The organism is Sorangium sp. So ce375 (genome assembly GCF_051473855.1).
In the GTDB taxonomy this organism is placed as follows: Bacteria; Myxococcota_A; Polyangia; order Polyangiales; family Polyangiaceae; genus Sorangium.
Window position 1 is genome coordinate 6,233,035 of sequence record NZ_CP150335.1, and the last position, 26,727, is coordinate 6,259,761.

Genomic DNA, 26,727 nt, shown 5'->3' on the forward strand with positions numbered 1-26,727 from the left:
CCTATGCTTTCCCCTCACGTCACAAAAATTCTCATGGAAATCGCTCCCCTGTCGTTGTTGCCGCGCTCCGTGCTCGCCCTCGCCAAGGAGGTCGCCCGCGCGCTGCTCCGGCGACCTGTCGTCGGCATCGCCGCCGCCGCGCAGACCGCCGACGGCCGGTGGCTGCTCATTCGTCGCAGCGACACTGGAACATGGGCGCTCCCAGGAGGGACCCTGGAATGGGGAGAGTCGCTCCGCGACAGCATCGTGCGGGAGCTCGCCGAAGAGGCCGGCGTCACCGAGGTTGAGCTCGGGCGGGTCGTGGGCGTGTATTCGCGGCCCGATCGCGACGTCCGCTTCCACGCCGTGACGGTCGTCGTCGCCGCCCGGATCGCCGCGCCGACGCGCCCTCCACAGAACCCGCTCGAGATCCGCGAGGTCAGGCTGTTCCGGGAAGACGAGCTCCCGTCCGAGCTCGCGATGGGCATGGGGGATTTCTTCGCCGCCGCCCGGCGCGCCGGCGACACGGAGCTCGAGTGAGCCGAGGCAAGCCATGACGCAGGCACACCACGACGAGGCCGGAGCGCGCAAAGCGCTGCAGGGCGGGCTCGCGACGGATCCGCAGCACAAGGCAAGGATCGATGAGCTCGCCGAGCGCGTCGAGAAATACAGGGCGAGCTACTATGCAGGGCGCCCCGAGATCTCGGACGCCGCGTTCGACGCCCTCGAGGACGAGCTCCGCGCCCTCGATCCCGCGCACCCCGTGCTCGCCCGGGTCGGCTCGGCCTCGCTCATCACCGAGTGGGAGAAGGCCCGGCACGAGATCCCGATGGGCTCGCTCAACAAGGTCGTCTCCGAGGACGAGCTCCGGGCCTGGGTCGCAAGGTGCGACGAGATCCTCGCGAAGGACGGGCACGGCGACGGTGGCCAGGGCGCCGCGCCGCCGGCACATTCCACCACCTCGAGCATCGCGGACGACCTCTTCGTGGCGGAGAAGCTCGACGGCATCTCCATCGAGGTCATCTACAAGGGCGGCAAGCTCGTCGACGCCATCACCCGCGGCGACGGCGATTGGGGTGAGCGGATCACCGCGAACGTCGCTCGGATGAAGGGGATCCCCTCGCGGATCCGGGAGCAGGGCCGGCTGTCCGTGCGCGGAGAGATCATCCTTCGCCTCTCGGACATGAAGCGCCACTTCCCCGGCGTCACCAGCCCGCGCAACATGGCCGCGGGCGCGGCAAAGCGGTTCGACGGCCAGGGAGCGGAGCATTGCACCGTGCTCTTCTACGATGTCGCCGAGCACCTCGAGATCCCGACGTGCCGAGCGCGCTTCGCCTGGCTGCGCGAGCTCGGCTTCGCGACGCCGCAGACCGCTCACGGCAGCGTCGAGGACGTCGTGAAGCTCTACCGGCGCTACTCGAGCGAGCTCCGCGCGAGCCTCGACTACGAGATCGACGGGCTCGTCGTCTACGTGGACTCGCTCCACCTCCAAGGTCTGCTCGGCGACGTCAACCGCCGGCCGCGCGGAGCGGTCGCGTTCAAGTTCGCGTCGCCCGCCAAGGTGACGACGGTCGTGGCGATCCAGTGGGACACCGGGCCGAGCGGCCGCGTCACCCCGGTGGCGATCGTCGAGCCGGTGGAGCTCGCCGGCGCCAACGTCCGGCGCGCTTCGTTACACAACTCGGCCAACGTGCGGAGCCTCGGCATCGGGGTGGGCGACGAGGTGCTGGTCTCGCGCCGCAACGACGTGATCCCGTACGTCGAGGAGGTCGTCGAGAAGCGCGGCCCCGTCGCCGTCCCTCCGTCGGTCTGCCCGGTCTGCAGCGCGCCGCTCGTCGTCGAGGGGGAATACCTCCTCTGCCGGAACGCCGCGTGCCGCGCCCTCATCGAGGGGCGCATCCACAACTGGATCGACGCCGTCGGCGCGCTCGAGTGGGGCGACAAGCTGATCGAGCAGGTGGTGGCCGCGGGCCTCGTGCGAGAGCCGCTCGACCTCTACAAGCTCACGGTCAAGAGCATCTCCGAGCTCGATCGGCGTGGAGAGAAGAGCGCAACGAAGTGCCTGGATCAGCTGAAGAGCCGCCTCCCGCTCGCGCTGCCGGTGTTCCTCGCGGCGCTCGGCATCGAGGGGTTCGCGATCCAGACCGCGCGGCTGCTCGTGTCGGCCGGGTACACGACGATCGAGAAGCTGCTCGGCGCCGGCGAGGACGAGCTCGCCAGCATCCCGGGGCTCGGCGCGATCAAGGCCGCGAGCATCGTCCGCGGGCTGCGCGCCCGCAGCGACGAGATCGCGCGGCTGCTCGCCGCTGGCATCGTCCCCGTCGCTCCCGAGGCCCAAGGCCCGCTCGCTGGCCTCACGTTCTGCTTCACCGGCGCGGCCGCGCGCCCCCGCGGCGAGCTCACCCACCTCGTCGAGTCGAACGGCGGCCGGGTGCTGAGCAGCGTCACGAAGGAGCTCAACTACCTCGTCATCGCCGACGTGGCGTCCACGTCGAGCAAGGCGGTGAAGGCGCGCAAGTACGGCACGAAGCTCATCACCGAGGACGATCTGGACAAGCTCATCGCCGAGCGTCGCGGCGGCTGACCGTGGTGAGCCGCCGGCTCGACCAGCCGGCCTCACCAGGTGACGTCCTGGTCTTCCGTGACGCCGAGGACGTCCCGCAGCTCGAGGAGCCGCCCGTCCGGGAGGCGGATCGTGCCCGAATAGAGGCCGATCGGCTGCATGAACTCCGACGCGAGCAAGCCGATGTTCGTGTGGTTCGAGTGCGCCGCGCCGGGGACGAAGCGTAGATCCACGGCGCCATCCGCGGTCCGGACGCGCCATGGATCGAGCGGCCGCGCCGCGTCGAAGGTGAACCGCCCCTCCGCGAGCGGGATGAGCTCGCCGTCGATCCAGATCGCGCACTCGGCGTCGCCGACGAAGCCTTCGCCCAGGTTCAGGCCGACGCGCTCGCCGCTCTCCGCGCGCCCAAGCGCGAGGGCCCAGCGCCAGGTCGTGCGGCGCCGCAGGAGGCCGCTCGTGTAGTCGTAGTTGGCGATGGCTCCGTCGAGGGAGATGCGGCGGCCGAGCACCGACACCTCGCCCGTGACGCCGAGGAGCAGGCGCTTCTCGGTGGTGATCAGGACGCCGTCCGACGTCTGCGCGATCGCCGAGAGCGCCGGCGGGGCCGCGCGGCTGTCCAGACGTGCGTCGAGCTCGATGCCGCGGAGCGCTGCGGTCACGGCGATCGTCGCGTCGCCGCGCGGCCGCTCGATCCGCGCGCGCGCGCGGGGGAGCCATACGCGCGCGGAGCAGCTGTCACCGCTCGCGTCGCCCACGCTCGCCGCGAAGGGAGGCCCGAACGTCGAGCGGTCCACGAGCAATCGCCGGCCTGCCTTGTCGAAGACGACGCCGAACGCGGTCGACAGGTATCCGAGGTGCACGACCGCGACGGCGACGAAGACCTCGTCGGACGCGATCGCCACGTAGAGCCACCGCTTGTGCTTGAGCAGCCGATCGAGGCTGCGAGGCGCGAGGAGCGTCGGATGGACGCGGGGGAGTTCGCCTCGGTACGACCCGACGCGCGCCGCTCCCGTGATCGGGTCGAGGATCGTATCGGGCGGCGTGATGAGCTCGCGCATCTCACGAGAGTAGCGGCGACGTGGTCGCCCCCCAAGGCGAGCGACGTCAGAAACCTGGCATCCTTGTATTGCGGCGAGCGCTCTCCTCCGCGGCCATCCGGCTCACGCCGCGGCAGAGAGCAACGGTGGCGGAGCGCTGCGCGCCCTCTGTTGCGCCGCTAGACTCGCGTCATGATCGACGCCATCGCCACGCCCCCGAGCCCTCTGAACGAGCCCGTCCTCACGTACGCGCCTGGCAGCCCGGAGCGCGCGGCCCTCAAGGCGGAGCTCGACCGCCGGGCGCGGGAGACGATCGAGCTCCCGATGATCATCGACGGCGAGGCGATCCGGACCGGAGCGCTCGACGATGTCCGCGCGCCGCACCGGCGCGATCTCCTGCTCGCCCGCGCCCACCAGGGCGGCGCCGAGCACGTCGCGCGCGCGATCGAGGCCGCCCGACGAGCTCACCCGTCCTGGTCGAGGACGCCGTGGACCGAGCGCGCCGCCGTGTTCCTCAAGGCGGCCGAGCTGCTCGCGACCCGGTACCGCCCCACGCTCAACGCGGCGACGATGCTCGGGCAGAGCAAGACGGCGTACCAGGCCGAGATCGACTCGGCCTGCGAGCTCATCGACTTCTTCCGCTTCAACGTCCACTTCGCCCACCGGATCGCGGCGGAGCAGCCGGCGAGCGCGCCCGGCGTCTGGAACCTCGCGGAGCCTCGGCCGCTGGAGGGCTTCGTCTTCGCGGCGACGCCGTTCAACTTCACCGCGATCGCGGGCAACCTGTGCGCGGCCCCGGCGCTGATGGGCAACACCGTGGTCTGGAAGCCGTCGGCGAACGCGCTGTACTCGGCGCACTTCGTGATGGATCTGCTGATCGAGGCGGGCCTCCCGCGCGGCGTCATCAACCTCGTCATGGGCCCGCCCGAGCTCGTCTCGAACGCCTGCATCGATCATCCAGACTTCGCCGGCATCCACTTCACCGGCTCGACCGCGATCTTCCAGTCGATCTGGCGTCGCATCGGGGAGAACATCGGGCGCTACCGCGGCTACCCGCGGATCGTGGGCGAGACAGGCGGGAAGGACTTCGTCTTCGCGCACGCGAGCGCCGACGTCGACGCGCTCGCCGTGGCGCTCGTCCGGGGCGCCTACGAGTACCAGGGGCAGAAGTGCTCGGCCGCGTCGCGCGCGTACATCCCCCGCTCGCTCTGGCCGGCCCTCAAGGACCGGCTCGTGGGGCACATCCAGGCGATCCGCGTGGGCGACGTCGCCGACCTCCGCAACTTCATGGGCGCGGTGATCGACGGGCGCGCGCACGCCCGGCTCACGGCGAGGATCGCCGCGGCGAAGGCGGACGCGGCGTGCTCGATCGTGTGCGGCGGCGGCGGGCGCGCGAGCGACGGGAGCGACGGCTGGTTCGTCGAGCCGACGCTGATCGAGACCACGGATCCGCGCCACGCGCTGATGACGGAGGAGCTGTTCGGGCCGGTGCTCACCGTCTGGGTCTACCCCGACGGCGAGGAGCGCAAGGCGCTCGCGCTCTGCGACGAGACGTCGCCGTATGGCCTGACAGGCGCCGTGTTCGCGCGCGATCGGGCGTTCATCGAGGCGGCGAGCGACGCGCTCCGGTTCGCGGCGGGCAATTTCTACATCAACGACAAGCCGACCGGCGCGGTCGTCGGGCAGCAGCCGTTCGGCGGAGCGCGCGCGTCCGGAACCAACGACAAGGCGGGCAGCCTGTTCAACCTGCTCCGCTGGGTCTCCCCGCGGGTCGTGAAGGAGACGTTCGCCCCGCCGCGCTCGGTCGCCTATCCGTTCATGGCGGCCGAGTAGGAAGCGCGCCGGCGAGGCGGCGAGGCGGCGAGCCTCGCCGCTCAATCCTCCGGCTGGTAGTCGCAGACGCCACCCGCGAGGTCGGCGCAGGATCGGTCCTCCTCGTCGTAACACTCGGCCGTGTGTTCGATGGCCGTGGCATACGAGTCGCGGTCGGACAGCTCGACACACAGCGCGACGCACGTGTCCTTTCCAGGGCTGTCGGCCTGGCACTCGGCGTTCTTGGCGCAGACGACCTCGCAGGCGTCGATGTCCGACGAGCAGCCGGGGGTGGAAGCGAAGAGCAGCAGGACCAGGGTGAGCGCAGGGCGGGGCATGACAGAAGCTCCAGCGGCCATCGGAGCACGCTGCCGCGCCGGCGGCGAGAGGCGAGCAGGGGGCGGCCGCGCGGCGCCGACTCGACCCAGCCGCCCATCCAGGCCGGAAGCGCGCGCCGCCGGTGGCGAATCGAGCCGGTGAGCCCACCGGCGAGCTCCGTGTTCCGCCCAAGTCGTTAATCCCACCAACGGAGATCGGGTTTCTTCTTGGGTGTCCGCCCCGGACTCATCGCCATCAGACTCACCATCTACCGAGCTCTACAGGCCGATCCGCCCTATCGACGATTCGATTGTGGAGCAGCACCCGGCCGTTACGTATGCTCCAGATCTCAGCGCGTCAAAAGCGTGCGCCCCTATGGCGCGCAGGACGAGCAGAAGCGTAGGTGGATATTTCCCACGCGGCTACACCAGGAGCCGCCGTGGGATAGCAAACGTTGGAGGTGCTATGAAGTCGATGTATTTTCTGGGTTTCTTCGTGCTCGGCACGTTCGCGGCGACCGCTGCTGGCTGCGGTGGAGACGACGAGGGCGGCGGCGGAAGCGGCGGCGAGGGAGGAGCCGGGAGCACCACCACGTCGTCTGCGACCACCGGCGCCGTCACCGGCAGCACCTCAACGGGCTCAGGCGAGGTGGACGACGGCAACGACAGCCGCGACGAAGCGGAGCCAATCCAACCCGGCAACAATGGGATCGAGGGGACGCTCGAGCCGCCGGAGGAGGACGTTGACTACTACAGCTTCACCGGAACGAAGGGTGAGGCCGTGTACATCCTGACCGACGCGAAGCCTTCCGATGACGAGAGGGATCCGACATATCCCGATACCGTCATCACGTTGTTCGACGCCGAAGGGAACCAGCTCGCGCAGAACGACGACTCGGCCCCGGGGTTCGTCAACGACAGCGAGCTCGTCACCGTCCTGCCAGCAGACGGCGAGTACTTCATCGCCGTCCAGGAGTGCAACGCCGTCTACCCGGAGGGTTGCGGCGACCCGGCCGACATCGTGAGCTTCGACTACTCGCTGTGGTTCCTCCCGGTCGATCCGGCGGAGAGCGAGACAGACAGCCTCATCGGCGACACGGAGCCCAACGATGACTCCGAGCACGCCGTGCAGCTGCACTATGCGCTGAACAACGACGAGTCCGGCTACTTCACAACCTTCGCGTTCGGCAATTTCGCGAGCGCGACCGACGTCGACGTGTATTCGTTCACGCCGCCGGAGACCCCCGCGGTCGACCATGAGATCCTGGCCCAGCTGAGCGTCGCGATGCCGACGGGGATCGAGGGCAATGGCTCGACGGTGGACGTCAGCGAGATCGCCGTGTTCGCTTCGACCGATCTGACAAATGCGTACGCGAAGGTGGACCCGTCGAAGGGCGGCGATATCGCCCTCCCCGTGGAAGCCGGGCAGGAGTACTTCGTCTTCGTCAAGCGCCCTGCGGGAGAGGTGGGAAAGAACGACTTCTATATTCTGCTGAACAGCCGCGCGAGCTCCGATCCGCTCGAGGCCCAAGAGGAGACCAACGGCGTCGTGGAGACGCCGGAAGGCGACCTGGTCTCCTTCCAGAACGGGGGAGGCGGCGTCAGCTACGCGATCGAGGGGCAGATCGCCGATGGAGAGACCGCAGACGTCGACATCTACGCGGTTCCCCTCGACGACGTGGAAGAGGGCTGGACGTTCTCGGTCATCTGCGAAGGGCAGCGCAACGGGTCCGGGGTCCGCGAGCTCAGCGCCGAGGTGCTGAATGGAGACGGCACCCCGATCGACACCGCCACCCACTCGGCCACGGAGACCGAAGACGAAGACCTGTACGTCCAGCGGGTCGCGATCCCGGCGGGCTCAGCGGACAACCGGTTGCTCGTCAAGGTATCGGCTGGAACACCCGCCGCCGACGTGACGAGCCGAGGATACAATTGCCTCTTCGCCTACCTGCCGCCGCAGACAAACTGAGGGTCTGAAGCACCGCACGGCGTGAGCGCCCGTTCCCCAGGGCTCACGCCGCCGGCTGCTCGGAGCGCGGCGCCGGACTGCGCTCGAACGCCGGCACCGCGCGCTCCCTCGTCGGCAGCTCGCCGGATACGTAGATCGCCCGCGGCTCCCTACCGGGCTTTCCCGCTCCCCGTGGTATAGCCCGACCGACATGAAGGTCGGCTACACACCCGCACGCTCGGGGCTCCTCTCGCTTCTCCTGCTCGTCGCCTGCAGCGCTGGCACCCAGACCGGCGGGGTCTCCTCGCCGGCCACGACCGGCAGCGCCACGCCGCCGGGGCCGACGGCGACGCCGACGACACCGCCGTCCGAGGCCCCGCCGCGCGCCGAGTTCGACCCGGTGGCGCAGGGGCTCACCGTGGACGGCGTGAAGCAGCTCTGCGACGAGCACCTGCGCGCGGCAGAGGGGCACCTCGGCGCGATCAGGGCGCTCCGAGGCGCGCCGCCGGCGAAGCTCACCTACGCCGCGACGCTCGGGCGGTTCGACGACGCCGTGCTCGAGGTGAACAGCGCGGGCGAATTCCCGTACTTGATGGGGGTCGCGCACCCGGACGCGGCCGTGCGAGAGGCCGCGAGGCTCTGCGAGCCGAAGGTCGACAGGTTCACGACCGCGATGTGGCTCGACGCCGATCTCGCCGCCGTCATCGAGGCGTACGCCGAGAAAGGCGACGCGCGCGACACGTTGAACGGAGAGCGCGCCCGGCTCCTCTCCGACGTCCTCCGCGACTTCCGCCGCAACGGGCTGTCGCTGCCGGTCGACCGACAGCAGCGCCTCCGCGACGTGAACGAGCAGATCACCCGCATCGGACAGGAGTTCATGTCGAACCTGTCGGCGTCGACCGCATCGATCGAGGTCGCGCCCGCCGCGCTTCAGGGGCTGCCCAAGGAGTACGTGGCGAAGCACGCGCCCAACGCGAGCGGCAAGGTCGAGATCAGCACCGACTACCCCGACTTCTTCCCGTTCGTCACCTACGCCAAGGACCGCAAGGCCGCGCTCGATCTCTACGTCCTGTTCACCAACCGCGGCGGCGAGAAGAACGTGAAGCTGATCGATCGCCTCCTCGCGCTCCGCTCCGAGAAGGCGAAGATGCTCGGTTACAAGAGCTGGGCCGACTACGCCATCGAGCCGCGCATGGCCAAGACGAGCGGCGCCGTGCGCGCCTTCCTTGACCAGGTCAGGACGGCGCTGAGAGAGCCCGCCAAGGCCGAGTTCGCCGCGCTGATGAAGGAGCACGTGCGGCTCGGAGGCAAGGCGACCGACAAGCTCCCCCCCTCGGATCGCTACTTCCTCGAGGACCGGGTCCGCGCGTCGACGTACCAGTTCGACTCGCAGGCGCTCTCGGACTACCTCGAGCTCGGCGCGGTGAAGCAGGGGCTCATGGACATCACCGCGAAGATGTACGCCATCGAGTACAAGGAGGTCCCCGCGAACGCGTGGCACCCCGACGTGACCGCGTACGAGGTGCGCTCCGAAGGCAAGCTGATCGGCAAGTTCTACCTCGACCTCTACAGCAGGCCCGACAAGTACAAGCACGCGGCGATGTTCGCCGTGAGGACGGCGAAGCTCCTCGACGACGGATCGTGGCAGACCCCCGTCGCGGCGCTCGAGTGCAACTTCCCGAAGCCGGGGGCGCAGCCGGCGCTCATGTCTCACGAGGACGTGGTGACGTTCTTCCACGAGTTCGGGCACGTGCTGCACCACCTCCTGACACGCTCGGAGCTGGCCTCCTATTCAGGTACCGCGACCGTGCGCGACTTCGTCGAGGCGCCGAGCCAGATGTTCGAGGAGTGGGCGTGGTCGCGCGAGGTGCTCGATCTGTTCGCGAGGCACCACGCGACCGGCGAGAAGATCCCGGACGCCCTCTTCCAGGCGATGACCCGCGCGCGAGGCTTCGGTCGAGCGCTCGCGACGCAGCGGCAGCTCACCCTCGCGTCGATCGATCTGGAGCTCCACAGCCGCGATCCGGGCTTCGACGCGACCCTGGTCGTGGAGCAGGCGCAGCGCGCGAACGAGTCCTTCGTCTTCGTGAAGGGGACGCACCTCCAGTCGAGCTTCGGACACCTCATCACCTACGACGCGGGCTACTACGGCTACCAGTGGGCGCTGTCGCTCTCGCGCGACGTGCTCACCCGCTTCAAGAAGGAGGGCTTGCTGAACCCCGCCGTGGCGCGCGCGTTCCGCGACGAGGTGCTCGCGAAGGGCGGCGGCGTCGAGGCAGGAGCGCTCGTCGCCCGCTTCCTCGGCCGCGCGCCGAGCCACGACGCGTACCTCGCTTACCTCCAGGGCAAGGAGTGAGCGGACCGGCCGCCGGGCACGGCTAGGGCTCGATCGCGACGCCGAGCTCCTGGCGCAAGGCGTGGTAGGCGTCCGAGACCGTGAACGAGAGGAGATCGCCGATCTTCTCCTCGGCCGTCAGCACGCCCGGCGTGTCTCCTCGCGAGAGCGACGACGCCGCGACCGAGAGCTCGCCGGTCAGCAGATAGCCGACCCGGGCAGCGCACCGCTCGACCGATCCCACCCAGTGCGCGAGATCCAGCGGGGCGCGGATCTCGTAGAGCTCGAACACCGCGGCCTCCAGGGCGTCACGCTCGCTCTCCGTCAGGCGCTCGTCGAGGAGGGGCACCAGCGCGAGCACCGCGGCTTCGAGATCGGCGGGGACGAGCTCCGACGGCCGCGCCACCTTCACGGCCGCGGCCAGGCAGACGCCGAGCTCCTCGAGCGACGGGAAATGCAGCAGCAGCCGGTGCGGGCCGACGTGGTACGCGACGTGGCTGCCCACCAGGAACGCGAGCTCGGCGGCCGTCCTCCCGCGGAGCGCCTCGCCGCCGACGAGGACGCTCGGCTCCTCGACCGTCACCGCGGCGACCGCGATCGGCGCGTCCTTGCGGAGGTAGACCGCCGGCGCGGCGATGCCGAGGCACCGGCTCGCCCATGAGAACAGGCGCACCACGCCCGCCGCGTTCCGCTCCGCGTCGGCTCGCGCGGCCGGATCGAGCTGGGGAACGCGCTTCTCCCGCGCGCGCTGGGCGAACCGCGCGCGGATCGCCGCGTCGGCGACCGACGCGAGGACCTCCTCGAGCGCGCGATCGCGATCGCCCGCGCGCAGGAGATCCCACGTCGCGACGCTCAGCCCGCGCGCAGGCTGGACGAGGCCCGCCGGCCGGTGCTCCTCGAAGATGAAGCGCTCCCGCGTCTCGGCCGCTCCGAGATAGACGGACACGCTCGCCGCGGACCAGGCCTGATCGACGCGCCTCAGCTTCTGGAAGGTGTCGAACAGATCGTGGAACACCTGGACGTTGCCAGGATCGAGCACCGCCGCGGCCTGGAGGTGCGCGGCGGCGCGCTCGAGACGGCCGGCGGTCCGCGCGAGCGACGCCGCGCTGAGCCGCCCTGGGACGTCGTCCGGTCGCTCGGCCACCGCGCCCTCGAAGGCCTCCAGCGCGGAGCTGGGATCCTCGAGGTGATCGCGGAAGAGCATGCCGAGGCGGCGGCACAGCTCCCAGGTGACGTCGCTCCGGACGCCCGGGTCCGAGATGCGCTGCGCGCGATCGAGCATGCGCCGGTACGCCAACTCGAGCTCGCCCCACTCCTGCCGCGCCGAGAGGAGGATCGCGACGAGGGAGAGCGGATCGAGGAACGCGGGATCTGCGTCCAGCGCGCGCTCGAGCAGCTCGATCCCTTCCCGCTCCCGCGTGACCTCGGTCAAGGTCGCGCGGGCCTCGCCTTGCATCGCCACGCGCGCGAGCTCCAGGAGCGCGACCGCCTGCTGCTTCGGCTCCTCCATCTGCTCGATGAGGCAGCGGCGCGCCTCGATCGACGCTCCGAGGTCGCCCGCGGCCTGATAGAGCCGGCCCAGGCCGCGCAGGACCGTGGCGTCGTCGGGGCGGAGCTCCCGCGCCCGCTCCAGGAGCTCCAGCGCTCGCGCTGGCTCGTCGGCGATGGTCTCCCAGCGCTCGGCGAACTGGACGAGGAAACCGAAGCGCTCGGCGTCTCCCTCGACGCGCGTGAGCAAGCGCTCCTCCGCCGTGCGCAGCCGGGCGAAGTCGCGCCCGGCGAGGTGGAGCTCGACCAGCGCCTCCAGCGCGGGCCGGTGCTCGGGCGCGAGCGCGAGCGCCTTGTCGAAGCTCTCGATCGCCTCGCGGTGCCGCTCCTGGCGCCACCTCGTCTGGGCGATGCGCAGGTGCACCTCCGCGCGCGCGTCCCGGTGCGCGACGCCGACGAGCGCGAGCGCCTTCTTGTACGCCGTGAGCGCGCCCTCCAGGTCCGCGGCCGCGGCGAGCGTGTCGCCGGCCGCGAGGTACTGCGCGACCGGATCGTCCGGCGCCGGCGCCGGCGTGGTGGCGGCGTCCCGCTCGCCCACGAACGCGAGCGGCGCTGCCTCGGTGCTCTCCCCCGCGTGCGCGCTCGGCGCAGCGCCGCGCGGGGCGAGCACCGAGAAGGAGCCCCGATCCCCCGTCCACGCGAAGCACGGGATGGCGCTGGCGAGCTCGGCATTCCCCTCCACGCGGCGGAAGATCGCCTCCGCGGTGAGGCCGCGCTCCGGCTCGGCCTCGTCGAGGTGCTCGACGAAGGCGCGGGTGAACACCGACGGCAGATCCGCGTCGAGCGAGCCTATCGGGTGGGCCGCCACGAGGAGCTCGACCCCCGTCACGGAAGACGCCGCCGCCTGCTCCGCGGCGGCGACGACGGCGCGCGAGGTCGCGCCTGGGCCGTGGTGGCACTCGAGGACGAAGAGCACCTCGCCGCGAGCGCGCTCGCGGAACACCGCGACAATGTCGCCCAGCGCATCCCCCACGCTGGGGTTCTCGGGATCGAGGCAGAGGAAGAGCTCCCCGTCCGGCGACAGCGCGACCGCGCTGGAGGCGTAGAAGAGGAACAGGTTGGAGGCATCGTCGCGCGCGGCGTCCTCCGCGTCGACAAGGGTCCTCCGCGTCGCGACGACCTCGTCGAACAGCGCGTCGAGCTGCTCCGCGAGATCCCGGGCGGGATCGACGTCGATCACCCGGAAGCCGGCGTCGTCCAGCGAGAGGCGGGCCCGGATGAGATCCCCGTCCAGGGAGCCGGGCGCCGGCCGCTGATCGCGGTGCAAGCTGGGCGTGGCGACGATGGCCAAGCGCATCAGGGCGCCCTCTTCTCGTTGCGTACGCGCATGCAGGCGAGCAATCTACCCAGGGCCGCGCCCGAAGCGAAGCGGGTTGCCATCCTGCGCCGCCCCCCGCCGCAGCGAGAGGCCCCCCGTACGAGAGATCACTCCGGGAGAGGACAGGCATGAGCGAAGGCAGGCGTCGTTGGTGGACGGAAGCACGCGGCGGCGCAAGGGCAGGTCGCGCCGCGTCAATCGCGCTCGCGGTCGCCGTCGCGTCCGGCTGCGGGAGCGTGTGCGACGAGGCGACGGAGCACATCGAGGAGTGCGGCTTCCACGGCGGCGGCGTCTCCGCCGACGCGTCGTGCGACGACCGCGTCCAGTGCGCGTCGGCGTGCGCGGCGGAGGCTCCCTGCGGCGCGTTCGATGGAACCGACGCGGCCGGGTCCGATCGGTACAAGCGCTGTCTCGCGGCTTGCTGAGCCCGCCGCGGCGCTCAGCAGGCGGCCCGGACGAGCGCGGCGCCGTCCGGCGGCCGGTCGTCGTCCGGGCCGAGGCACCGCAGCGACAGCTCCTTCCAGGGAGCGAGCCCCTCGCCGCCGAGCCGCTCGAGGTGGACGAGAACGTCCTCGAGCACGCGGCCGTAGCCGTAAATGTCATCGCGTGGATCGCTCGGCCGCCCGGCGAGCCGCTCCGGAGAGACGTACCCCGGGCTGCCCCCGGCGGACGGGGCGCCGCGGGGCCTGGCCAGCCCGAAGTCGGTGAGCACGGGCTCGCCGACGTTGCGCAGGAGCACGTTGGCCGGCTTCACGTCGGCGTGGACGTAGCCGCGGTCATGGATGCGGGCGAGCGCACGCGCGAGCGGACGCGCCCACCGCGCGATCGGCGCGAGCGCCGCCGCGTCGCCGGCGCGGAGCACGTCCCGCACCGAGCCGCGCGCGATCCACTCGAGCGCGATCCACCCCTCCTCGGGGTCCGCGTCGAACACCCGCACGACGCCGGGACCCGCGAGCGCCGCGGCGAGCCGCACCTCGCGGGTGAGGGGCGCTCGATCGCCGCCCCGCCCGTGGTAGACCTTGAACCCGATGCGCCGGCCGAGCACCTCGTCCTCGGCCTCGTAGACGGCGCCAGCGCCGCCGCGCGCTACCTCGCGGAGCAGGCGGAACGGGCTCTTTCCCGCGGAGGGAGCGACCATCGTCGCGTCCTCCACGCGGGCGGTCGCGGGCCGCTCCGCGCCGAGCGCCGCCCGCCAGCGCTGGTGGCGCTCGCGCGCGCCTGGCGCGCCGATCTCCCGGACGAGCACCCGCTCGATCGCGCCGACCGCCCGCGGGAGCTGCCCCAGCGAGGCGTACAGATCGGCCGCGAGGACGAGGCCTTCGGTCGAGGACACCGGCTGCGCGCGCGACGCGCCCCCGCGCTCGCGCGACGCGGCGCCTTCCAGCACCGCGAGCGCGCCCTGCTCGTCGCCCCGGGCCGCCAGGAGATCCGCGCACGCCACGCGGATCGGATCGGGCAGCACCCGCTCCTCCATGGCGGCGACGAGGTGCGCCACGGCCTCGGCCTCCCGGAGCGTCCCGCGCGCCCGCCGCAGGACCGCGATCACCTCGTCCGTCGACGGGCCCTCCCGCGTTCCGGAGCTACGCAGGCGCGCGATGTCGTCGCCTCCGCCGTGACGCGGCGCGCGCGTGTTCGCCTGCGGCCGCGGCGCTCGCGCCGGATGCGCGCCGCCCTCGACGTCCGCCCCGCCCGGCGGTGTGCCGCCGCCCGCGCCGACCGGCGCACCGCCGTCCGCGTCGACCGGCGCGCCGCCGAGGCGCTCCTTGAGCCGCCGCCACAGGCTCACGCAGGCCCGCCCTCGGCGCCGCCGCGCCGGATCGACGGGGTCTCGCCCGCGGGGGGTAGCCGGAAGACCGCCGTGCCCCCGCGCGCCGAGGCGATCGCGTCGCCCGCGCAGAGCTCGACCGACGGCGCGAGCTGGTAGTCGCCGAGGAAGGGCGGCGGCGCCCCCTGCGGCGTCTTCAGCGCGACGAACGCCGAGGCCCCGGCCCGGTCGAGGCGGATCCGCCAGGGCCCGACCGGCAGATCGCCGAGCGGCGCCGTGAAGCGCTCGCCCGCGATCTCCACCACGCACCCCTGCGCGGTCCCGGGCGTGATCGCGCACGGCACCTCCCCGCCGAGCAGGAGCTGCACGCCGCGGCCGACGGGCAGCGGCCCCGCGAGCCGCGCGCCCGCCAGCGTCGTGCCGTTGCGCGTCCCGAGATCCTCGACCTCGACGCCGGACGGGCCGCGCCGGATCCGCACGTGCGTCCTGCTGACGGCGCGGGACGCGATGACGATGGTCGCCTCGCCGCGGCCGATCGTCACCTCGTCGCCGAGCGCGCACCGCAGGAGCGCGCCGCCGAGCTCGAGCGAGAGGATCGGCCCCGAGAGGAGCCGCGCGCGGATCGCGCGCAGCGCGTCGGCCACCTGCTCGCCGCCGCGGTTCCCCCCGATCCAGGCCTCGGCCACCGCGATCGCCTCGCGGCGCTCCGCCATCCGATCGAGATCCGCGATCGCCCGCAGGACCGCGGCGAGCTCTCGCTGGTCCCTCTCGACGGTCATCGAGGAGCGGAGCCGCTCCTCGAGCTTCTCGATCGCGCCCGCCGCGGCCAGCACCCGCGTCTCCGACTCGGTGTCACCCACCAGAGCGTACGCGTCGGCCGCGCGCTCGAGCTCGCCCGCCTCCTCGAGCTCGCGCGCGACGGCCAGCGCCTCGCTCCGCATCACGCTCGCGCCCCGCGCGCGCACCAGGTCGAACGCGAGCAGCGCCTTGCGCCCCAGCGCGGCGCGCTTGAGCTCCGGGCTCTCCGCCGTGCGGGACGCCGACGCGCAGAAGGCGATCCGCTTCTCGACGCTCCGCTCGGCGTCCGCCCGGAGGAGGAGGACCCGGGCCGCGTCGTCCGGCATCCCGGCGTCGAGGTACAGCTCGACCGCCCCCGCGAGATCGCCGGCGAGCTCCTTGGCCTCGGCCGCCCTGCGTCGGCTGTCCCCCCGCCTGAGCCCGAACCACTCAAAGAGACTCACGCAGCGCCATCCTCGCCACCATCCGACATCCTACCCTTGATGCGCGTCGGCCCCAACCGCCAGCGTTGACTCCCTCCCTCGTCACCCGCAGGATTTGCGGCCTCGATGTCGACAACGAACCGCCTCGGCGAACTGCTCGTCCGCGAAAAGCTCATCAGCCTCCAGCAGCTCAGGCAAGCCCAAGAGGAGCAGCGCAAGACAGGTCAGAACCTCGGGTACGCGCTCGCCAAGCTCGGGTACATCTCCGACGGCGAGATCACGAGCTTCCTCTCGACGCAGTACCGCGTCCCGGCCGTCGCCCTCGACGAGTACGAGATCGACGCGGAGGTCTCGCGCCTCGTCTCGCGGGATGTCTGCGAGAAGCACAAGATCATCCCCATCTCCAGGTCGGGGACGGCGCTCGTCGTGGCGATGGCCGATCCGACGAACCTCCACGCGATCGACGACATCAAGTTCCTCACGGGCTTCAACGTCGAGCCCGTCGTCGCGTCCGAGACGGGCATCACGGAGGCGATCGAGCGCGCCTACAACGTCGGGCCCTCCTACGACGAGGTGCTGAGCGAGTTCGGGGAGGAGGAGGTCGGCTTCCAGGTCGAGGCCGACGACGTGAACGTCCTCGAGCTGGAGAAGGCCGCCGAGGGCGCGCCCGTGGTCCGGCTCGTCAACGCGATCCTCTTGAACGCCATCAAGAAGGGCGCGAGCGACATCCACGTCGAGCCGTACGAGAAGAAGCTCCGGGTGCGCTACCGCATCGACGGCGTGCTGATGGAGGAGATGCAGCCGCCGATCAAGCTGAAGAACGCGATCTCGAGCCGCCTCAAGATCATGAGCTCGCTCGACATCGCCGAGCGGAGGCTCCCGCAGGACGGCCGCATCAAGCTGAAGATGGGCCGGGGCCGGGAGATGGACTTCCGCGTCTCGGTGCTCCCGACGCTCTGGGGCGAGAAGATCGTCCTCCGCCTCCTCGACAAGTCGAACCTGCAGCTCGACATGGCGAAGCTCGGCTTCGATCCGAAGCCGCTCGCCGACTTCAAGTGGGCGATCGGCCAGCCGTGGGGCATGGTCCTCGTCACGGGCCCGACCGGCTCCGGCAAGACGACGACGCTCTACTCGGCGCTCTCGGAGCTCAACCAGGTCGGCTCGAACATCAGCACCGCCGAGGACCCGGTCGAGTACAACCTGCACGGCATCAACCAGGTGCAGATGCACGACGACATCGGGCTGAACTTCGCGATGTCGCTGCGGTCGTTCCTCCGGCAGGACCCGGACATCATCATGGTCGGCGAGATCCGCGACTTCGAGACGGCCGAGATCGCCGTCAAGGCCGCGCTCACCGGCCACCTCGTGCTCTCGACGCTGCACACGAACGACGCGCCGTCGACGATCTCGCGCCTCCTCAACATGGGCGTGGAGCCGTTCCTCATCACCGCCAGCGTGAACCTCGTGCTGGCCCAGCGCCTGGCGCGCAAGATCTGCCCCGACTGCCGCGTCCCGCTGAAGGTCGACGCGAGGGTGCTCCTCGACTTCGGCTTCACCGAGCAGCAGGTGGCGCGCGCGGACCTCGTCCGCGGCGCGGGCTGCAAGACCTGCAACGGCTCGGGGTACAAGGGCCGCGTCGCGCTCTACGAGGTCATGCGCTTCACCGACGCGCTGAAGGAGATGGTCCTCCAGGGCGCGTCCACGGCCGAGCTCAAGGCCGCGGCGGTCAAGGGCGGGATGTTGTCGCTCCGGATGAGCGGGATCGAGAAGGTGCTCGCGGGCGTCACCACGACCGAGGAGGTCGGCCGCGTGACGATGGGGGACTGAGCGCATGACCACCGAGCTCGTCGGCCAGCAGGAAGGCCTCCGGTACACGCTCCAGCAGCTCCTCCGCGCGATGGTGGAGAAGGGCGCGAGCGACATGCACATCACGAGCGGCACGCCGCCGCTCCTGCGCATCGACGGCACGGTGGTGCCGCTCAAGCTCCCGCCGCTCATGCCGAGCGACACGAGGCAGCTCTGCTACTCGGTGCTGAACGAGGAGCAGGTGGCGTCGTTCGAGCAGCGCAACGAGCTCGATCTGTCGTTCGGCATGAAGGGGCTCGCCCGCTTCCGCGCCAACATCTACATGCAGCGCGGCGCCGTGGCGGCCGCCTTCCGGCAGATCCCCTTCCGGATCATGAACTTCGACGAGCTGGGCCTGCCGCCGGTCGTTCTCGACATCACCGCCAAGCCCCGCGGCCTCGTGCTCGTGACGGGCCCGACGGGCTCGGGCAAGACGACCACGCTCGCGAGCATCATCGACAAGATCAACTCGGAGCAGCGGCTGCACATCCTCACGATCGAGGATCCGATCGAGTACCTGCACCCGCACAAGCTGTCGCTCGTCAACCAGCGCGAGATCGGGTCCGACACCGCGTCGTTCAAGGACGCCCTGCGGTACGCCCTGCGCCAGGATCCGGACGTCGTGCTCGTCGGCGAGATGCGCGACCTCGAGACCGTCGAGTCGGCGCTGACGATCGCCGAGACGGGCCACCTCGTGTTCGCCACGCTCCACACGAACTCGGCGATCTCGACGATCAACCGCATCATCGACGTCTTCCCGCCGCACCAGCAGTCGCAGGTGCGGCAGCAGCTCTCGTTCACGCTCGTCGCCGTGATGACGCAGCTCCTCCTCCCGCGCGCGAACGGCCCGGGGCGCGTCATGGCGATGGAGGTCATGATCCCGAACGCGGCGATCCGGAACCTCATCCGGGAGGACAAGCTCCACCAGATCTACTCGCAGATGCAGGTGGGCCAGTCCGGCAGCGGCATGCAGACGATGGCCCAGTCGCTCGTCTCCCTCTACCAGCGCCGGATGATCACGCTGGAAGAGGCGTTCGCCGCCGCCGCCGACGGCGACGAGATCCGGGCGATGCTGGAGCCGCGGCAGGCGATGAGCTCACGGAACAACGTCCCGAAGCAACCCTGAGCAGCCCTGACGACGGAGCCCTGCCCTTCGGTTCACCCTGTACGCTCGACGCGCCTCACGGCTCACCGCGCCGTCCGAGGCGAGCGGTCGGGCGGCGCTGGCATTCAGAAAATCGCAGCAAAATCGAGCCCCTGGAGCGATGGCTCCACACTTTTTTGACATCTACCCAACCGTTCAGTAGGTTCCGCCCGATGCAGGGGCTCACCGAGCGGCAACAGCAGGTGCTTCACTATATCCGGCAGTCGATCAGCGAGCGCGGGTACCCGCCGACGCTGCGCGAGATCGGCGCGCATATGGGGATTCGCTCGACGAACGGGGTGAACGATCACCTCCGGGCGCTCGAGCGCAAGGGCTACCTCACGCGCGAGGACATGAAGTCGCGCGCGCTCCGCCCGCGAGATCTCGATGGCGCGGGCGCCGGCGGCGGCGCCGATCTCCGCGGCGCGCTCGTGAACGGCGGGAACGACGCCCCCGCGAACGACCAGGAGGACGAGCTCGTCGAGATCGCGGTCGTCGGCCGGATCGCCGCGGGCCTGCCGATCCTCGCCGAGGAGCACGTCCTCGATACGGTCCGGATCGAGCGCACGCTCGTGCGCGGCGGGCGCGAGGTGTTCGGCCTGCGCGTCACCGGCGACTCGATGATCGAGGCCGGCATTTTCAGCGGTGACTACATCTTCGTGCGCCGGCAGCTCACCGCGCAGCGCGGCGACATCGTGGTGGCGCTGATCGGCGACGAGGCGACCGTGAAGTACTTCTTCCCCGAGAAGGACTACGTGCGTTTCCAGCCGGCGAACGCGGCGATGGCGCCGATCCTGGTCCGGGCGAGCGACTTCAAGCCGGCGATGCTCCTCGGCGTGGTGGTCGGCGTCTACCGGAAGCTCTGACCTCGCCCTTCCCTTACCCGAGCCGGTTGACGTGCGGCGAGCGCCCTTGATAGCGTCGCGACGGCCGGGCAGACGGTCTTAGGTGCCCGCTCCAGAAAGAACGCGATCGTGACGACGCACGGGCGGCGATTCGGGACTTGGATTTCAGGCGCGGGCATGGTGCTCGCGGCGGCTCTCACGGGCGGCTGCGGCGGTACCATCTACGCGTTCACCGCAAACTCGGCCTCGAGCAAGCTCGAGACGGCCGAGGCGCTCGGCGCAGAGAAGTATGCGCCGTACGAGTACTACACCGCGCGCGAGCACCTCTGGAAGGCTCGGGAAGAGGCCGCGGCCGCCGACTACGGCGACGCGATCGACTTCGCCGACGTCGCGGAGGAGTACGCGGACAAGGCGATCACCCTAGCGAAGCAGGCGCACGAGGGCGCGGGTCGATGAACATTCGAATGACGCGCCGCAGTTCCCGCAGCGCTCGTCGCGCAGGCGCCGTCGCCGTCGTGGCGATCGCCGGGGCCGCCTTCTCGTGCACGCAGGTGCCGGTCATGCGCGGCGACATCGAGGCGCTGACGACCATCGCGAAGCAGGCGGAGCGCAACGGCGCGCTCCGCTGCGCGCCGCGCGAGCTGGCGATGGCGAAGTCGCACCTGTCGTTCGCCTCGGTCGAGATCGAGCAGGGCTTCTTCGCCCGGGCCCAGGAGCACCTCGACATCGCGAAGGCGAACACGCACGCCGCGTACGACCTCTCCCCGCCGCAGAAGTGCGCCGAGCGCGGGTTCGTCGAGGAGGCGCCTCCGCCCAAGCCCGGAGACTGCGACGGCGACGGGCTGCTCGACCCGCAGGACAAGAAGTGCCCGTGCGACGCCGAGACCTGGAATGGCTTCCAGGACGATGACGGCTGCCCGGACGATCCGGACACGGACGGCGACGGCCTGACGGACAGCAAGGACAGCTGCGTGCTCCTGCCCGAGGACAAGGACGGCTACCTCGACGAGGACGGCTGCCCCGAGGTCGACAACGATCTCGATACGATCCCCGACGCGAACGACAAGGACAGCACGGGCAAGAACTGCGCGAACGACCCGGAGGATCCGGACGGCTACGAGGACGCCGACGGCTGCCCCGAGCCGGACAACGACCAGGACACCGTGCCCGATCTCGAGGACCAGTGCCCGAACGAGCCGGGCGTGGTCGGCGGCGACAAGCCGGGCTGCCCGAAGAAGCCGAGCCTGGTCATCGTCACCGAGAAGGAGATCAAGATCACGCAGCAGATCCACTTCGAGTTCGACAAGGACAAGATCCGGCCCGAGAGCTTCCCGATCCTCGATGCCGTGGTGGAGGTCCTTCAGCAGAACCCGAAGATCAAGATCGAGATCCAGGGGCATACGGACAACAAGGGCGCCGCGGCCTACAACAAGAAGCTGTCGGATCGGCGCGCGGCCTCGGTGAAGAAGTACCTGGTGGCCAAGGGGATCGACGAGGCCCGGCTGACATCGAAGGGGTACGGGATGGAGCAGCCGATCGTGCCGAACACGTCCGACCAGAACCGCGCCCTGAACCGGCGCGTGCAGTTCGTCCGCACGGAGGGCGCGCAGTAGCCCGGTCGCCGCGGGGGGCACCGCCTGGCATGTCGGGGTACGGTCGCTCTCGACCGCGCAGTACTGGGGGCCGGACCCGGCCCCCTGCTCCTGAAAGCAAGAGCCCTTCCCCAGCACACCCTGGAGGTCTGAACCCGTGTTTTCCCGTCGTTCACGCCGCGCTCGTCTCGCGTTTGCTCTGACTTCGCTGTGGGTCCTCGGCGTGCCGGTGGTCGCCGGCGCCGCCGGCGCAAAGGACGCGGAGGCGATGAAGCTGCACAACCAGGCGATGGACGATGACTACCTCTCTGTCGAGTTCGACAAGGCGGAGAAGAAGCTCAAGGACGCGCTGAAGAAGTGCGACAAGAACGCCTGCTCGAAGCCGGTGGTCGGCAAGCTGCACATCGCGCTCGGCACGGTGTACGGCGGCGGGAACAAGCTCGATCAGGCCAAGGCGGAGTTCGTGCTGGCGCTCCAGGCCGATCCCAAGGCGGCGCTCATCGACGCGCTGACGACGACCGAGCTGGCCCAGGCGTTCAAGGAGGCCCAGAAGGAGGCGCAGGCCGCCGGGAAGGCCGAGCGCGCGCCTGGCGAGGGCGGCGGCAAGTCCACGAAGGCGGCGGGCGACGTTCCCCACACGCCGGTGGCCGAGCAGGCGGTGAACACGCCGGTGCCCGTGTATGTCGAGATCCCGGAGGAGATCGACGCGTCGAAGGCGACGCTGCGCTACAAGCCGTTCGGCTCCCCGAAGTGGAAGTCGCTCGAGATGAGCCGTATCGAGCGCGGCTTCGGCGCGGAGATCCCCTGCGAGGATGTCACGACGACCGGCGATATCCGGTATTTCGTGATCCTGAGGGACGAGGCGGGCGACCCGGTGGGCACCGCCGGCTCGATGCAGGCGCCGCACCGGGTGCCGATCAAGAACGAGATCGACGAGGAGCCGTCTCTGCCGGGTCAGGAGCCGCCGAAGCGGTGCGCCGCGAAGGAGGATTGTCCGCCAGGACTGCCTGGCTGCCCCGAGGCAGGCGGCGCGCGCGGGGACAAGACCTGGGGCGCGGCCTGCGAGGCGACCGTGGAGTGCCAGTCGGGGCTCACCTGCTTGAACGGGACCTGCGAGCAGGGGAGCGACGAGGGGCGCGGGGCGTCGAGAGGCAAGGGCAATCGCAACGTGATCGGCCTGTCCGGCTCGCTCGACCTGCTCTTGGTGCGCGGTACGGATTACGTCTGCTCGGGCAGCGACGCCGCCTACGCCTGCTTCTATCCGGGCGGTGGAGGCCGGCAGTTCTACGGCGAGCCGGCGGATCTCCCTGACACGAACGGGGTCAAGGGCGGCCTGAGCCTTGCTGGGTGGCGGGCGATGCTGTCGTACGACCGGCAGCTCTTCTCGGACGTGCCGCTGCTCGTCGGGGTGCGGGCCGGGTTCGCCTTCGGCGGCTCGCCTGATTCCAAGAGCGCTCCGAGCGCGTGGACGGACGCCACCGGCAATCCGCAGGAGAACCCGCATCTCCAGGCGCTCAGCTTCCTGCCGCTCCATGGGGAGCTCCGGGCCACGTATTTCTTCCTGGGGGATCGGATTGTCGAGAAGGGGGGGTTCCGCCCTTATGCCTTCGTGTCGCCCATCGGGCTGGCCCAGGTGAACGCCTCGGTCCCTGTAGATGTGTGCGATCGCCGGACGGAGGAAGGGGATCTGGTGCGCACCAGCGGCAGCGAGAGGTGCCCGCCGAACACCCGCCACGTCGAGGATCTCGATGCCTACCAGATCACCGGGCGGAACTTCTCGGCGCTCGGCGCCGGCGTGGTCTACGGCATCACCTCGAACCTGGGTGTATCCGCCGAGGTGAAGGTGATGCTGATGTGGCCAACGCTCGGCCTCGTGTTCGCTCCCACCCTCGGTCCAGTGTTCGCCTTCTAGGCCTGAAGGTCGTCCCGGGGTTGGGCGGGAGGTCCTGCCGACCTGCACGGCCGCCAGCGAGGGGGCGCCCGCTTCGGATACGGGCCCACCTCGGCGTTTTCGGCGCGCAGCCGTACTCTCGTGCCGAGCCAACGCCCTCTCCCTCCCCGTTCCAGCCGCAGCGCGGGGGGGTGCCCGCACAGGAGACGGGCCCAGATCGGCGTTTTCGGCGCGGAGGCGTACTCACGTACGCCGAGCACCGAAAACGCCGAGATGGGCCCGTATCCGAAGCGGGCGCCCCCCCGCGCTAGAGGTCGAAGGGTTCGGTGCCGAGCAGCTGGTAGAGCGCATAGAGAGAGCCGGCGTCATGGTGCTCGAAGCGGACGCCCGCGCGCGCCGGCTTCCCCACTGCCCCGCGGCGAATCCAGGCGATCCGACCGCGGAGGCTCAGCGGATCCCACAGGTTCGGGGCGGTGACCTCGAGCGTCACCGATGCCTCGGGATCCAGCAGCTCCGACGCGAGCTGAGCCTCGGACAGCTCGATGCCGGCGCCGCCCAGCCCGAGATCGCGGATGCGAACGCCGTGCTCCTCGATCGACTGTCGATCGCGCAGCATGGCTCCAAGATCGACGCGTCGCCTCGCGTGAACGCGAAAGTGGTCCCGAACAGCCATCCTGGCGCATTCTCCAGTCGACGCGAACATATCACGAGAGACGCGCGCACACGCTCGGCTCGCCAAGCCCGGCGGCGCAGGGGCGCGGGCGCGACCACGCGCGCGCTGCGCGAACAGCATGCTCGCCCGGTCGCCCATCGCTGCCTTCGGTAAAGCGACCGTCGCGTGTTAGCCTTTGGGCTTCGCGGCGAACCTTGGGTAACATGCGGACCACATCCGCAGGAGCGAGTCGCGAAGTAGACGGGAGTTCTACCCTGATGGCCCAGGACACACGCAAAGATCCGCGAGCGAGAGTGCTGCAGATGACCGTCCGCTACAAGAGCGCCACGGTCGACGAGTTCATCGAGCACCACTCGCATGACGTGAGCCGTGGCGGCATCTTCATCAAGACGCCGTCGCCCTTCCCCGCTGGCACGCTGCTCAAATTCGAGATCCGTCTGCAGGACGAGCAAGCCGTGATCGCCGGCGTCGGCCGCGTCGTGTGGAAGCGAGAGCCCGCGCAGGGGAGCGACGCGCACCCGGCGGGCATGGGCGTGAAATTCATCAAGATCGACGAGAAGTCCAAGGCCGTGATCACCCGGCTCGTCGACGCGCAAGCGGGCGCCGGCTCGGCGTTCGAGGCGGGCATCACCGACCGCACGGATCTGGGCGAAGAGGTGCCGGAGGCCGCGGTCGCGGCGACGACCGCGAGCGCGCCGCAGGCCGAGCCCGCGCCTTCGAAGGCAGCGCAGGCGCAGGTGAAGCGGGCGTCGACCATGCTGGGGCTCGGCTCGATCGGGGCGAAGGGCGACGCGGGCAAGGGCGAGGCGGCGAAGAAGGCCGACGCCGCGGAGGGCGGCAGCTTCTTCCCGCAGACGAACCCCGAGAAGGAGATGCCGCCGCCCGACGAGCGGACGATGATGAAGCAGGCGGCCGAGCTGCTGAAGCAAGCGCTCGCCGACGCCGGCGGCTCGCTGGATGAGATCGGCGCGTCCAAGGAGCCGCTCATGGCCGCTCCGCCGAAGAAGGCCGAGGTCGCGCCAGCTCCGAAAGCAGAGCACGTCAAGCCGCTCGCGGAGCCAGCGGCCATACCGGTCCAGGCGGTCGCGCAGCTGGCGAACGAGCGGGAAGCTCGGGACGATGTGCCCGCGGCCGAGGCGAAGCCGGCGAAGGTCGCCGCAGCCAAGAGGCCGGCCGAGGTCGCGGACAAGGCGCCGGCAGACGATCTGCACGCCAAGCCTGCGCGCCAGGACACGAAGGCGGCCGACGATCAACCCAAGGCGAAGCCGGCGGCGGCCAAGCCGAAGGAAGACAAGGCGGCCACGGCGAAGGCCGCAGCCCCAGCACAAGCTCCGCTCGCGCAGGAGGAGGAGAGCAGCGGCACCGGGCGGATCCTTACGATCCTGCTCGTCGCGGCGGCGCTCTGCGGCGCGCTCTGGCTCGTCTTCGGGCAGAGCGACAAGCCGCCCGCGACCCCGCCGGCTGCGCCGGAGCAGCCCGCGGCGAAGCCCGCGGCTCCCGTGGAGAAGCCTCAGCCGACGGAGGTGGCGCCCGCGGCGACGGACAAGGCTGCGCCCGCCGGGACGACGGCGCCCACGGCGACCACCGAAGCGCCCGCGGCGCCGACGGCGACCGCGACCGCGCCCCTCGGGGCGACCGGAGCGACCGCAGAGCCTGCAACGCCCAAGGCGACGGCGGAGCCCGCGGCCCCCACCGCGACGGCAGAGCCCGCGGCCCCCAAGGCGACGGCGACAGCGGAGCCCGCGGCCCCCACCGCGACGCCCGAGCCCGCGGCCCCCACGGCGACGGCTGCGCCCGCGGCGCCCAAGCCGGCGGCGCCCAGGCCCAGGCCGGCCGCGCCTAAGCCGCCGAAGAACGACGATCCCTACGGTTGATGACCAGGCCGCGGGTCACCCGCGGGAGAGGCAGCTGCGATGAGCGGCTCGGTGAGTCACGTCGGTGAATCAGGGCTGGGCCGCCCGAAGGCGGCCGCCACGCTGGCCGCGCTGGGGCTGCTGGCTGCGACCGGGCTCATCTGCGGCGCGGTAACGCTGCGCGACCCGGCGGTCGTGACGGCGCTCGAGCGGGGCCCCGAGACGCCGCGGGGCCCTTCGACGGCCGCCGCTCCCAGCGGCAGCGGCAGTGGCAGCGATAGCGGCCGCGACAGCAGCAGCGCGCCGGCCCCCGAGCCGGCGGCGGCGCTCGCGTCCGCGGAGCCCGAGGCCCCGGCGAAACCGGCGCCCGCCCGTGCGCAGGCCGCGGAGCTCGAGAGCGCCCAGGCCGCGGGGAGCGCGGCGCTCGGCGCGCTCGCGCAGCGGTATCCGGAGGACCCAGCGGTCCTCCGGGCGCTCGCGCTCGCGCAGGGGCGTGAGAAGGCGTTGGCGGCCGCGCTGGTCACGGCGAAGCGGCTGTTCGAGATCGCTCCCGAGGAGGCCGGGAACGACGAGTTCAAGCAGCTCGTCCTGAGGGCCGCGAACGGCACCCCGGACGTCGCCCTCACGGCGTTCGATCTGATGTCCAAGCACATGGGAAGCCGCGGTCCCGATCTGCTCTACGAGGTGGTGACCGCGCCCAAGTTCGGCGATTGGCCCAGGGACCACGCGAGCACGCTGCTGATCGAGAGCAGCGTGCGGCAGCTCGCGTCGCCGGCGCTGATCGTCGCCGACGACCTGCGCCGGCTCACGGACTGCCCCACCAAGGCGATGATCGCCAGGGCGCGCGAGGAAGGCGACATCCGCGCGCTCCATTACATCAAGGCGCTGGGCACCCCCCAGCGCTGCGGGGTCCTGCGGATGCGCAAGTGCCTCAAGTGCGGCCCCCTCCAGAAGGAGCTGCGCGCGGCGGCCAGCGTCATCGAGAAGCGCAAGAACGACAAGGCGGCAGCAGCGCCGCCCGCCGCGAGCGCTGCTCGCTGAC

At 70.9% G+C, this 26,727-nt stretch carries 20 protein-coding genes; 14 read left to right on the top strand and 6 right to left on the bottom strand.

The window, feature by feature from the left end; genetic code table 11:
• Positions 1-33 precede the first annotated feature (33 nt).
• Positions 34-519, top strand: coding sequence for an NUDIX hydrolase (locus tag WME90_RS23040; protein WP_437283330.1), 486 nt, complete (start codon positions 34-36; stop codon positions 517-519).
• 13 nt (positions 520-532) lie between these two features.
• Positions 533-2,563 carry an NAD-dependent DNA ligase LigA gene (gene ligA / locus WME90_RS23045; protein WP_437283331.1) on the top strand — a complete coding sequence of 677 codons (2,031 nt, stop codon included), beginning with the start codon at positions 533-535 and terminating at the stop codon, positions 2,561-2,563.
• Positions 2,564-2,595: 32 nt separating this feature from the next.
• Here the strand turns inward: ligA and WME90_RS23050 are convergent, their stop codons facing one another.
• The gene (locus tag WME90_RS23050; protein ID WP_437283332.1) at positions 2,596-3,600 is read right to left on the bottom strand and encodes a DUF2804 domain-containing protein; all 1,005 of its coding nucleotides are present in this window, start codon (positions 3,598-3,600) and stop codon (positions 2,596-2,598) included.
• Between the two features lie 171 nt (positions 3,601-3,771).
• Between WME90_RS23050 and pruA the strand changes: the two genes are divergently transcribed.
• A complete protein-coding gene (gene pruA / locus WME90_RS23055; protein ID WP_437283333.1) occupies positions 3,772-5,412 on the top strand; it encodes an L-glutamate gamma-semialdehyde dehydrogenase in 1,641 nt (546 codons plus the stop codon).
• A 41-nt stretch (positions 5,413-5,453) separates the two neighbouring features.
• Here pruA and WME90_RS23060 read toward each other — a convergent pair whose 3' ends face one another.
• Positions 5,454-5,729, bottom strand: a complete 276-nt coding sequence (locus WME90_RS23060) for a hypothetical protein (RefSeq protein WP_437283334.1) — start codon at positions 5,727-5,729, stop codon at positions 5,454-5,456.
• Positions 5,730-6,174: 445 nt separating this feature from the next.
• Here WME90_RS23060 and WME90_RS23065 point away from each other — a divergent pair, with 445 nt between their 5' ends.
• A complete protein-coding gene (locus WME90_RS23065; RefSeq protein WP_437283335.1) occupies positions 6,175-7,677 on the top strand; it encodes a PPC domain-containing protein in 1,503 nt (500 codons plus the stop codon).
• Between the two features lie 190 nt (positions 7,678-7,867).
• Positions 7,868-10,012: a M3 family metallopeptidase gene (locus WME90_RS23070; protein WP_437283336.1), complete on the top strand. Its 2,145-nt coding sequence runs from the start codon at positions 7,868-7,870 to the stop codon at positions 10,010-10,012.
• Positions 10,013-10,034: 22 nt separating this feature from the next.
• Here WME90_RS23070 and WME90_RS23075 read toward each other — a convergent pair whose 3' ends face one another.
• The gene (locus WME90_RS23075) at positions 10,035-12,836 is read right to left on the bottom strand and encodes a tetratricopeptide repeat protein (protein WP_437283337.1); all 2,802 of its coding nucleotides are present in this window, start codon (positions 12,834-12,836) and stop codon (positions 10,035-10,037) included.
• Positions 12,837-12,985: 149 nt separating this feature from the next.
• Here WME90_RS23075 and WME90_RS23080 point away from each other — a divergent pair, with 149 nt between their 5' ends.
• Positions 12,986-13,282: a hypothetical protein gene (locus WME90_RS23080; RefSeq protein WP_437283338.1), complete on the top strand. Its 297-nt coding sequence runs from the start codon at positions 12,986-12,988 to the stop codon at positions 13,280-13,282.
• A gap of 14 nt (positions 13,283-13,296) precedes the next feature.
• Here the strand turns inward: WME90_RS23080 and WME90_RS23085 are convergent, their stop codons facing one another.
• Entirely contained in the window at positions 13,297-14,643 is a 1,347-nt protein-coding gene (locus WME90_RS23085) for a protein kinase domain-containing protein (RefSeq protein ID WP_437283339.1), read from the bottom strand.
• Complete coding sequence (locus WME90_RS23090) at positions 14,640-15,863, bottom strand: FHA domain-containing protein (RefSeq protein WP_437283340.1); 1,224 nt, start codon at positions 15,861-15,863, stop codon at positions 14,640-14,642. The genes WME90_RS23085 and WME90_RS23090 overlap by 4 nt, the downstream gene beginning before the upstream one ends.
• Before the next feature lie 105 nt (positions 15,864-15,968).
• On the opposite strand from WME90_RS23090, the gene pilB reads away from it, so the two are divergent.
• The 6 genes from pilB to WME90_RS23120 all read left to right on the top strand — a co-directional run bounded on the left by pilB (position 15,969) and on the right by WME90_RS23120 (position 23,180).
• Positions 15,969-17,669, top strand: coding sequence for a type IV-A pilus assembly ATPase PilB (pilB, locus tag WME90_RS23095; RefSeq protein WP_437283341.1), 1,701 nt, complete (start codon positions 15,969-15,971; stop codon positions 17,667-17,669).
• A gap of 4 nt (positions 17,670-17,673) precedes the next feature.
• Positions 17,674-18,813 carry a type IV pilus twitching motility protein PilT gene (locus WME90_RS23100; RefSeq protein ID WP_437283342.1) on the top strand — a complete coding sequence of 380 codons (1,140 nt, stop codon included), beginning with the start codon at positions 17,674-17,676 and terminating at the stop codon, positions 18,811-18,813.
• A 191-nt stretch (positions 18,814-19,004) separates the two neighbouring features.
• Positions 19,005-19,697 (top strand): transcriptional repressor LexA, encoded by a 693-nt coding sequence (lexA, locus tag WME90_RS23105; RefSeq protein ID WP_437283343.1) that lies wholly within the window; start codon positions 19,005-19,007, stop codon positions 19,695-19,697.
• Between the two features lie 108 nt (positions 19,698-19,805).
• Complete coding sequence (locus WME90_RS23110; protein WP_437283344.1) at positions 19,806-20,132, top strand: DUF4398 domain-containing protein; 327 nt, start codon at positions 19,806-19,808, stop codon at positions 20,130-20,132.
• Between the two features lie 8 nt (positions 20,133-20,140).
• Positions 20,141-21,289, top strand: a complete 1,149-nt coding sequence (locus tag WME90_RS23115; protein ID WP_437283345.1) for an OmpA family protein — start codon at positions 20,141-20,143, stop codon at positions 21,287-21,289.
• Positions 21,290-21,491: 202 nt separating this feature from the next.
• Entirely contained in the window at positions 21,492-23,180 is a 1,689-nt protein-coding gene (locus tag WME90_RS23120; protein WP_437283346.1) for a tetratricopeptide repeat protein, read from the top strand.
• Positions 23,181-23,466: 286 nt separating this feature from the next.
• Here the strand turns inward: WME90_RS23120 and WME90_RS23125 are convergent, their stop codons facing one another.
• Positions 23,467-23,862 (bottom strand): PilZ domain-containing protein, encoded by a 396-nt coding sequence (locus WME90_RS23125; RefSeq protein WP_437283347.1) that lies wholly within the window; start codon positions 23,860-23,862, stop codon positions 23,467-23,469.
• A gap of 227 nt (positions 23,863-24,089) precedes the next feature.
• Between WME90_RS23125 and WME90_RS23130 the strand changes: the two genes are divergently transcribed.
• Positions 24,090-25,706 (top strand): TIGR02266 family protein, encoded by a 1,617-nt coding sequence (locus tag WME90_RS23130; protein WP_437283348.1) that lies wholly within the window; start codon positions 24,090-24,092, stop codon positions 25,704-25,706.
• Between the two features lie 51 nt (positions 25,707-25,757).
• Positions 25,758-26,726: a hypothetical protein gene (locus tag WME90_RS23135; protein WP_437283349.1), complete on the top strand. Its 969-nt coding sequence runs from the start codon at positions 25,758-25,760 to the stop codon at positions 26,724-26,726.
• Position 26,727: the final 1 nt, after the last annotated feature.

Excerpts from the sequence above, each read along its gene's own strand:
- WME90_RS23040 (WP_437283330.1), top strand. The coding sequence starts at position 34 with ATGGAAATCGCTCCCCTGTCGTTGTTGCCGCGCTCCGTGCTCGCCCTC.
- ligA (WP_437283331.1), top strand. The coding sequence starts at position 533 with ATGACGCAGGCACACCACGACGAGGCCGGAGCGCGCAAAGCGCTGCAG.
- WME90_RS23050 (WP_437283332.1), bottom strand. The coding sequence starts at position 3,600 with ATGCGCGAGCTCATCACGCCGCCCGATACGATCCTCGACCCGATCACG.
- pruA (WP_437283333.1), top strand. The coding sequence starts at position 3,772 with ATGATCGACGCCATCGCCACGCCCCCGAGCCCTCTGAACGAGCCCGTC.
- WME90_RS23060 (WP_437283334.1), bottom strand. The coding sequence starts at position 5,729 with ATGCCCCGCCCTGCGCTCACCCTGGTCCTGCTGCTCTTCGCTTCCACC.
- WME90_RS23065 (WP_437283335.1), top strand. The coding sequence starts at position 6,175 with ATGAAGTCGATGTATTTTCTGGGTTTCTTCGTGCTCGGCACGTTCGCG.
- WME90_RS23070 (WP_437283336.1), top strand. The coding sequence starts at position 7,868 with ATGAAGGTCGGCTACACACCCGCACGCTCGGGGCTCCTCTCGCTTCTC.
- WME90_RS23075 (WP_437283337.1), bottom strand. The coding sequence starts at position 12,836 with ATGCGCTTGGCCATCGTCGCCACGCCCAGCTTGCACCGCGATCAGCGG.
- WME90_RS23080 (WP_437283338.1), top strand. The coding sequence starts at position 12,986 with ATGAGCGAAGGCAGGCGTCGTTGGTGGACGGAAGCACGCGGCGGCGCA.
- pilB (WP_437283341.1), top strand. The coding sequence starts at position 15,969 with ATGTCGACAACGAACCGCCTCGGCGAACTGCTCGTCCGCGAAAAGCTC.
- WME90_RS23100 (WP_437283342.1), top strand. The coding sequence starts at position 17,674 with ATGACCACCGAGCTCGTCGGCCAGCAGGAAGGCCTCCGGTACACGCTC.
- lexA (WP_437283343.1), top strand. The coding sequence starts at position 19,005 with ATGCAGGGGCTCACCGAGCGGCAACAGCAGGTGCTTCACTATATCCGG.
- WME90_RS23115 (WP_437283345.1), top strand. The coding sequence starts at position 20,141 with ATGACGCGCCGCAGTTCCCGCAGCGCTCGTCGCGCAGGCGCCGTCGCC.
- WME90_RS23125 (WP_437283347.1), bottom strand. The coding sequence starts at position 23,862 with ATGTTCGCGTCGACTGGAGAATGCGCCAGGATGGCTGTTCGGGACCAC.
- WME90_RS23130 (WP_437283348.1), top strand. The coding sequence starts at position 24,090 with ATGGCCCAGGACACACGCAAAGATCCGCGAGCGAGAGTGCTGCAGATG.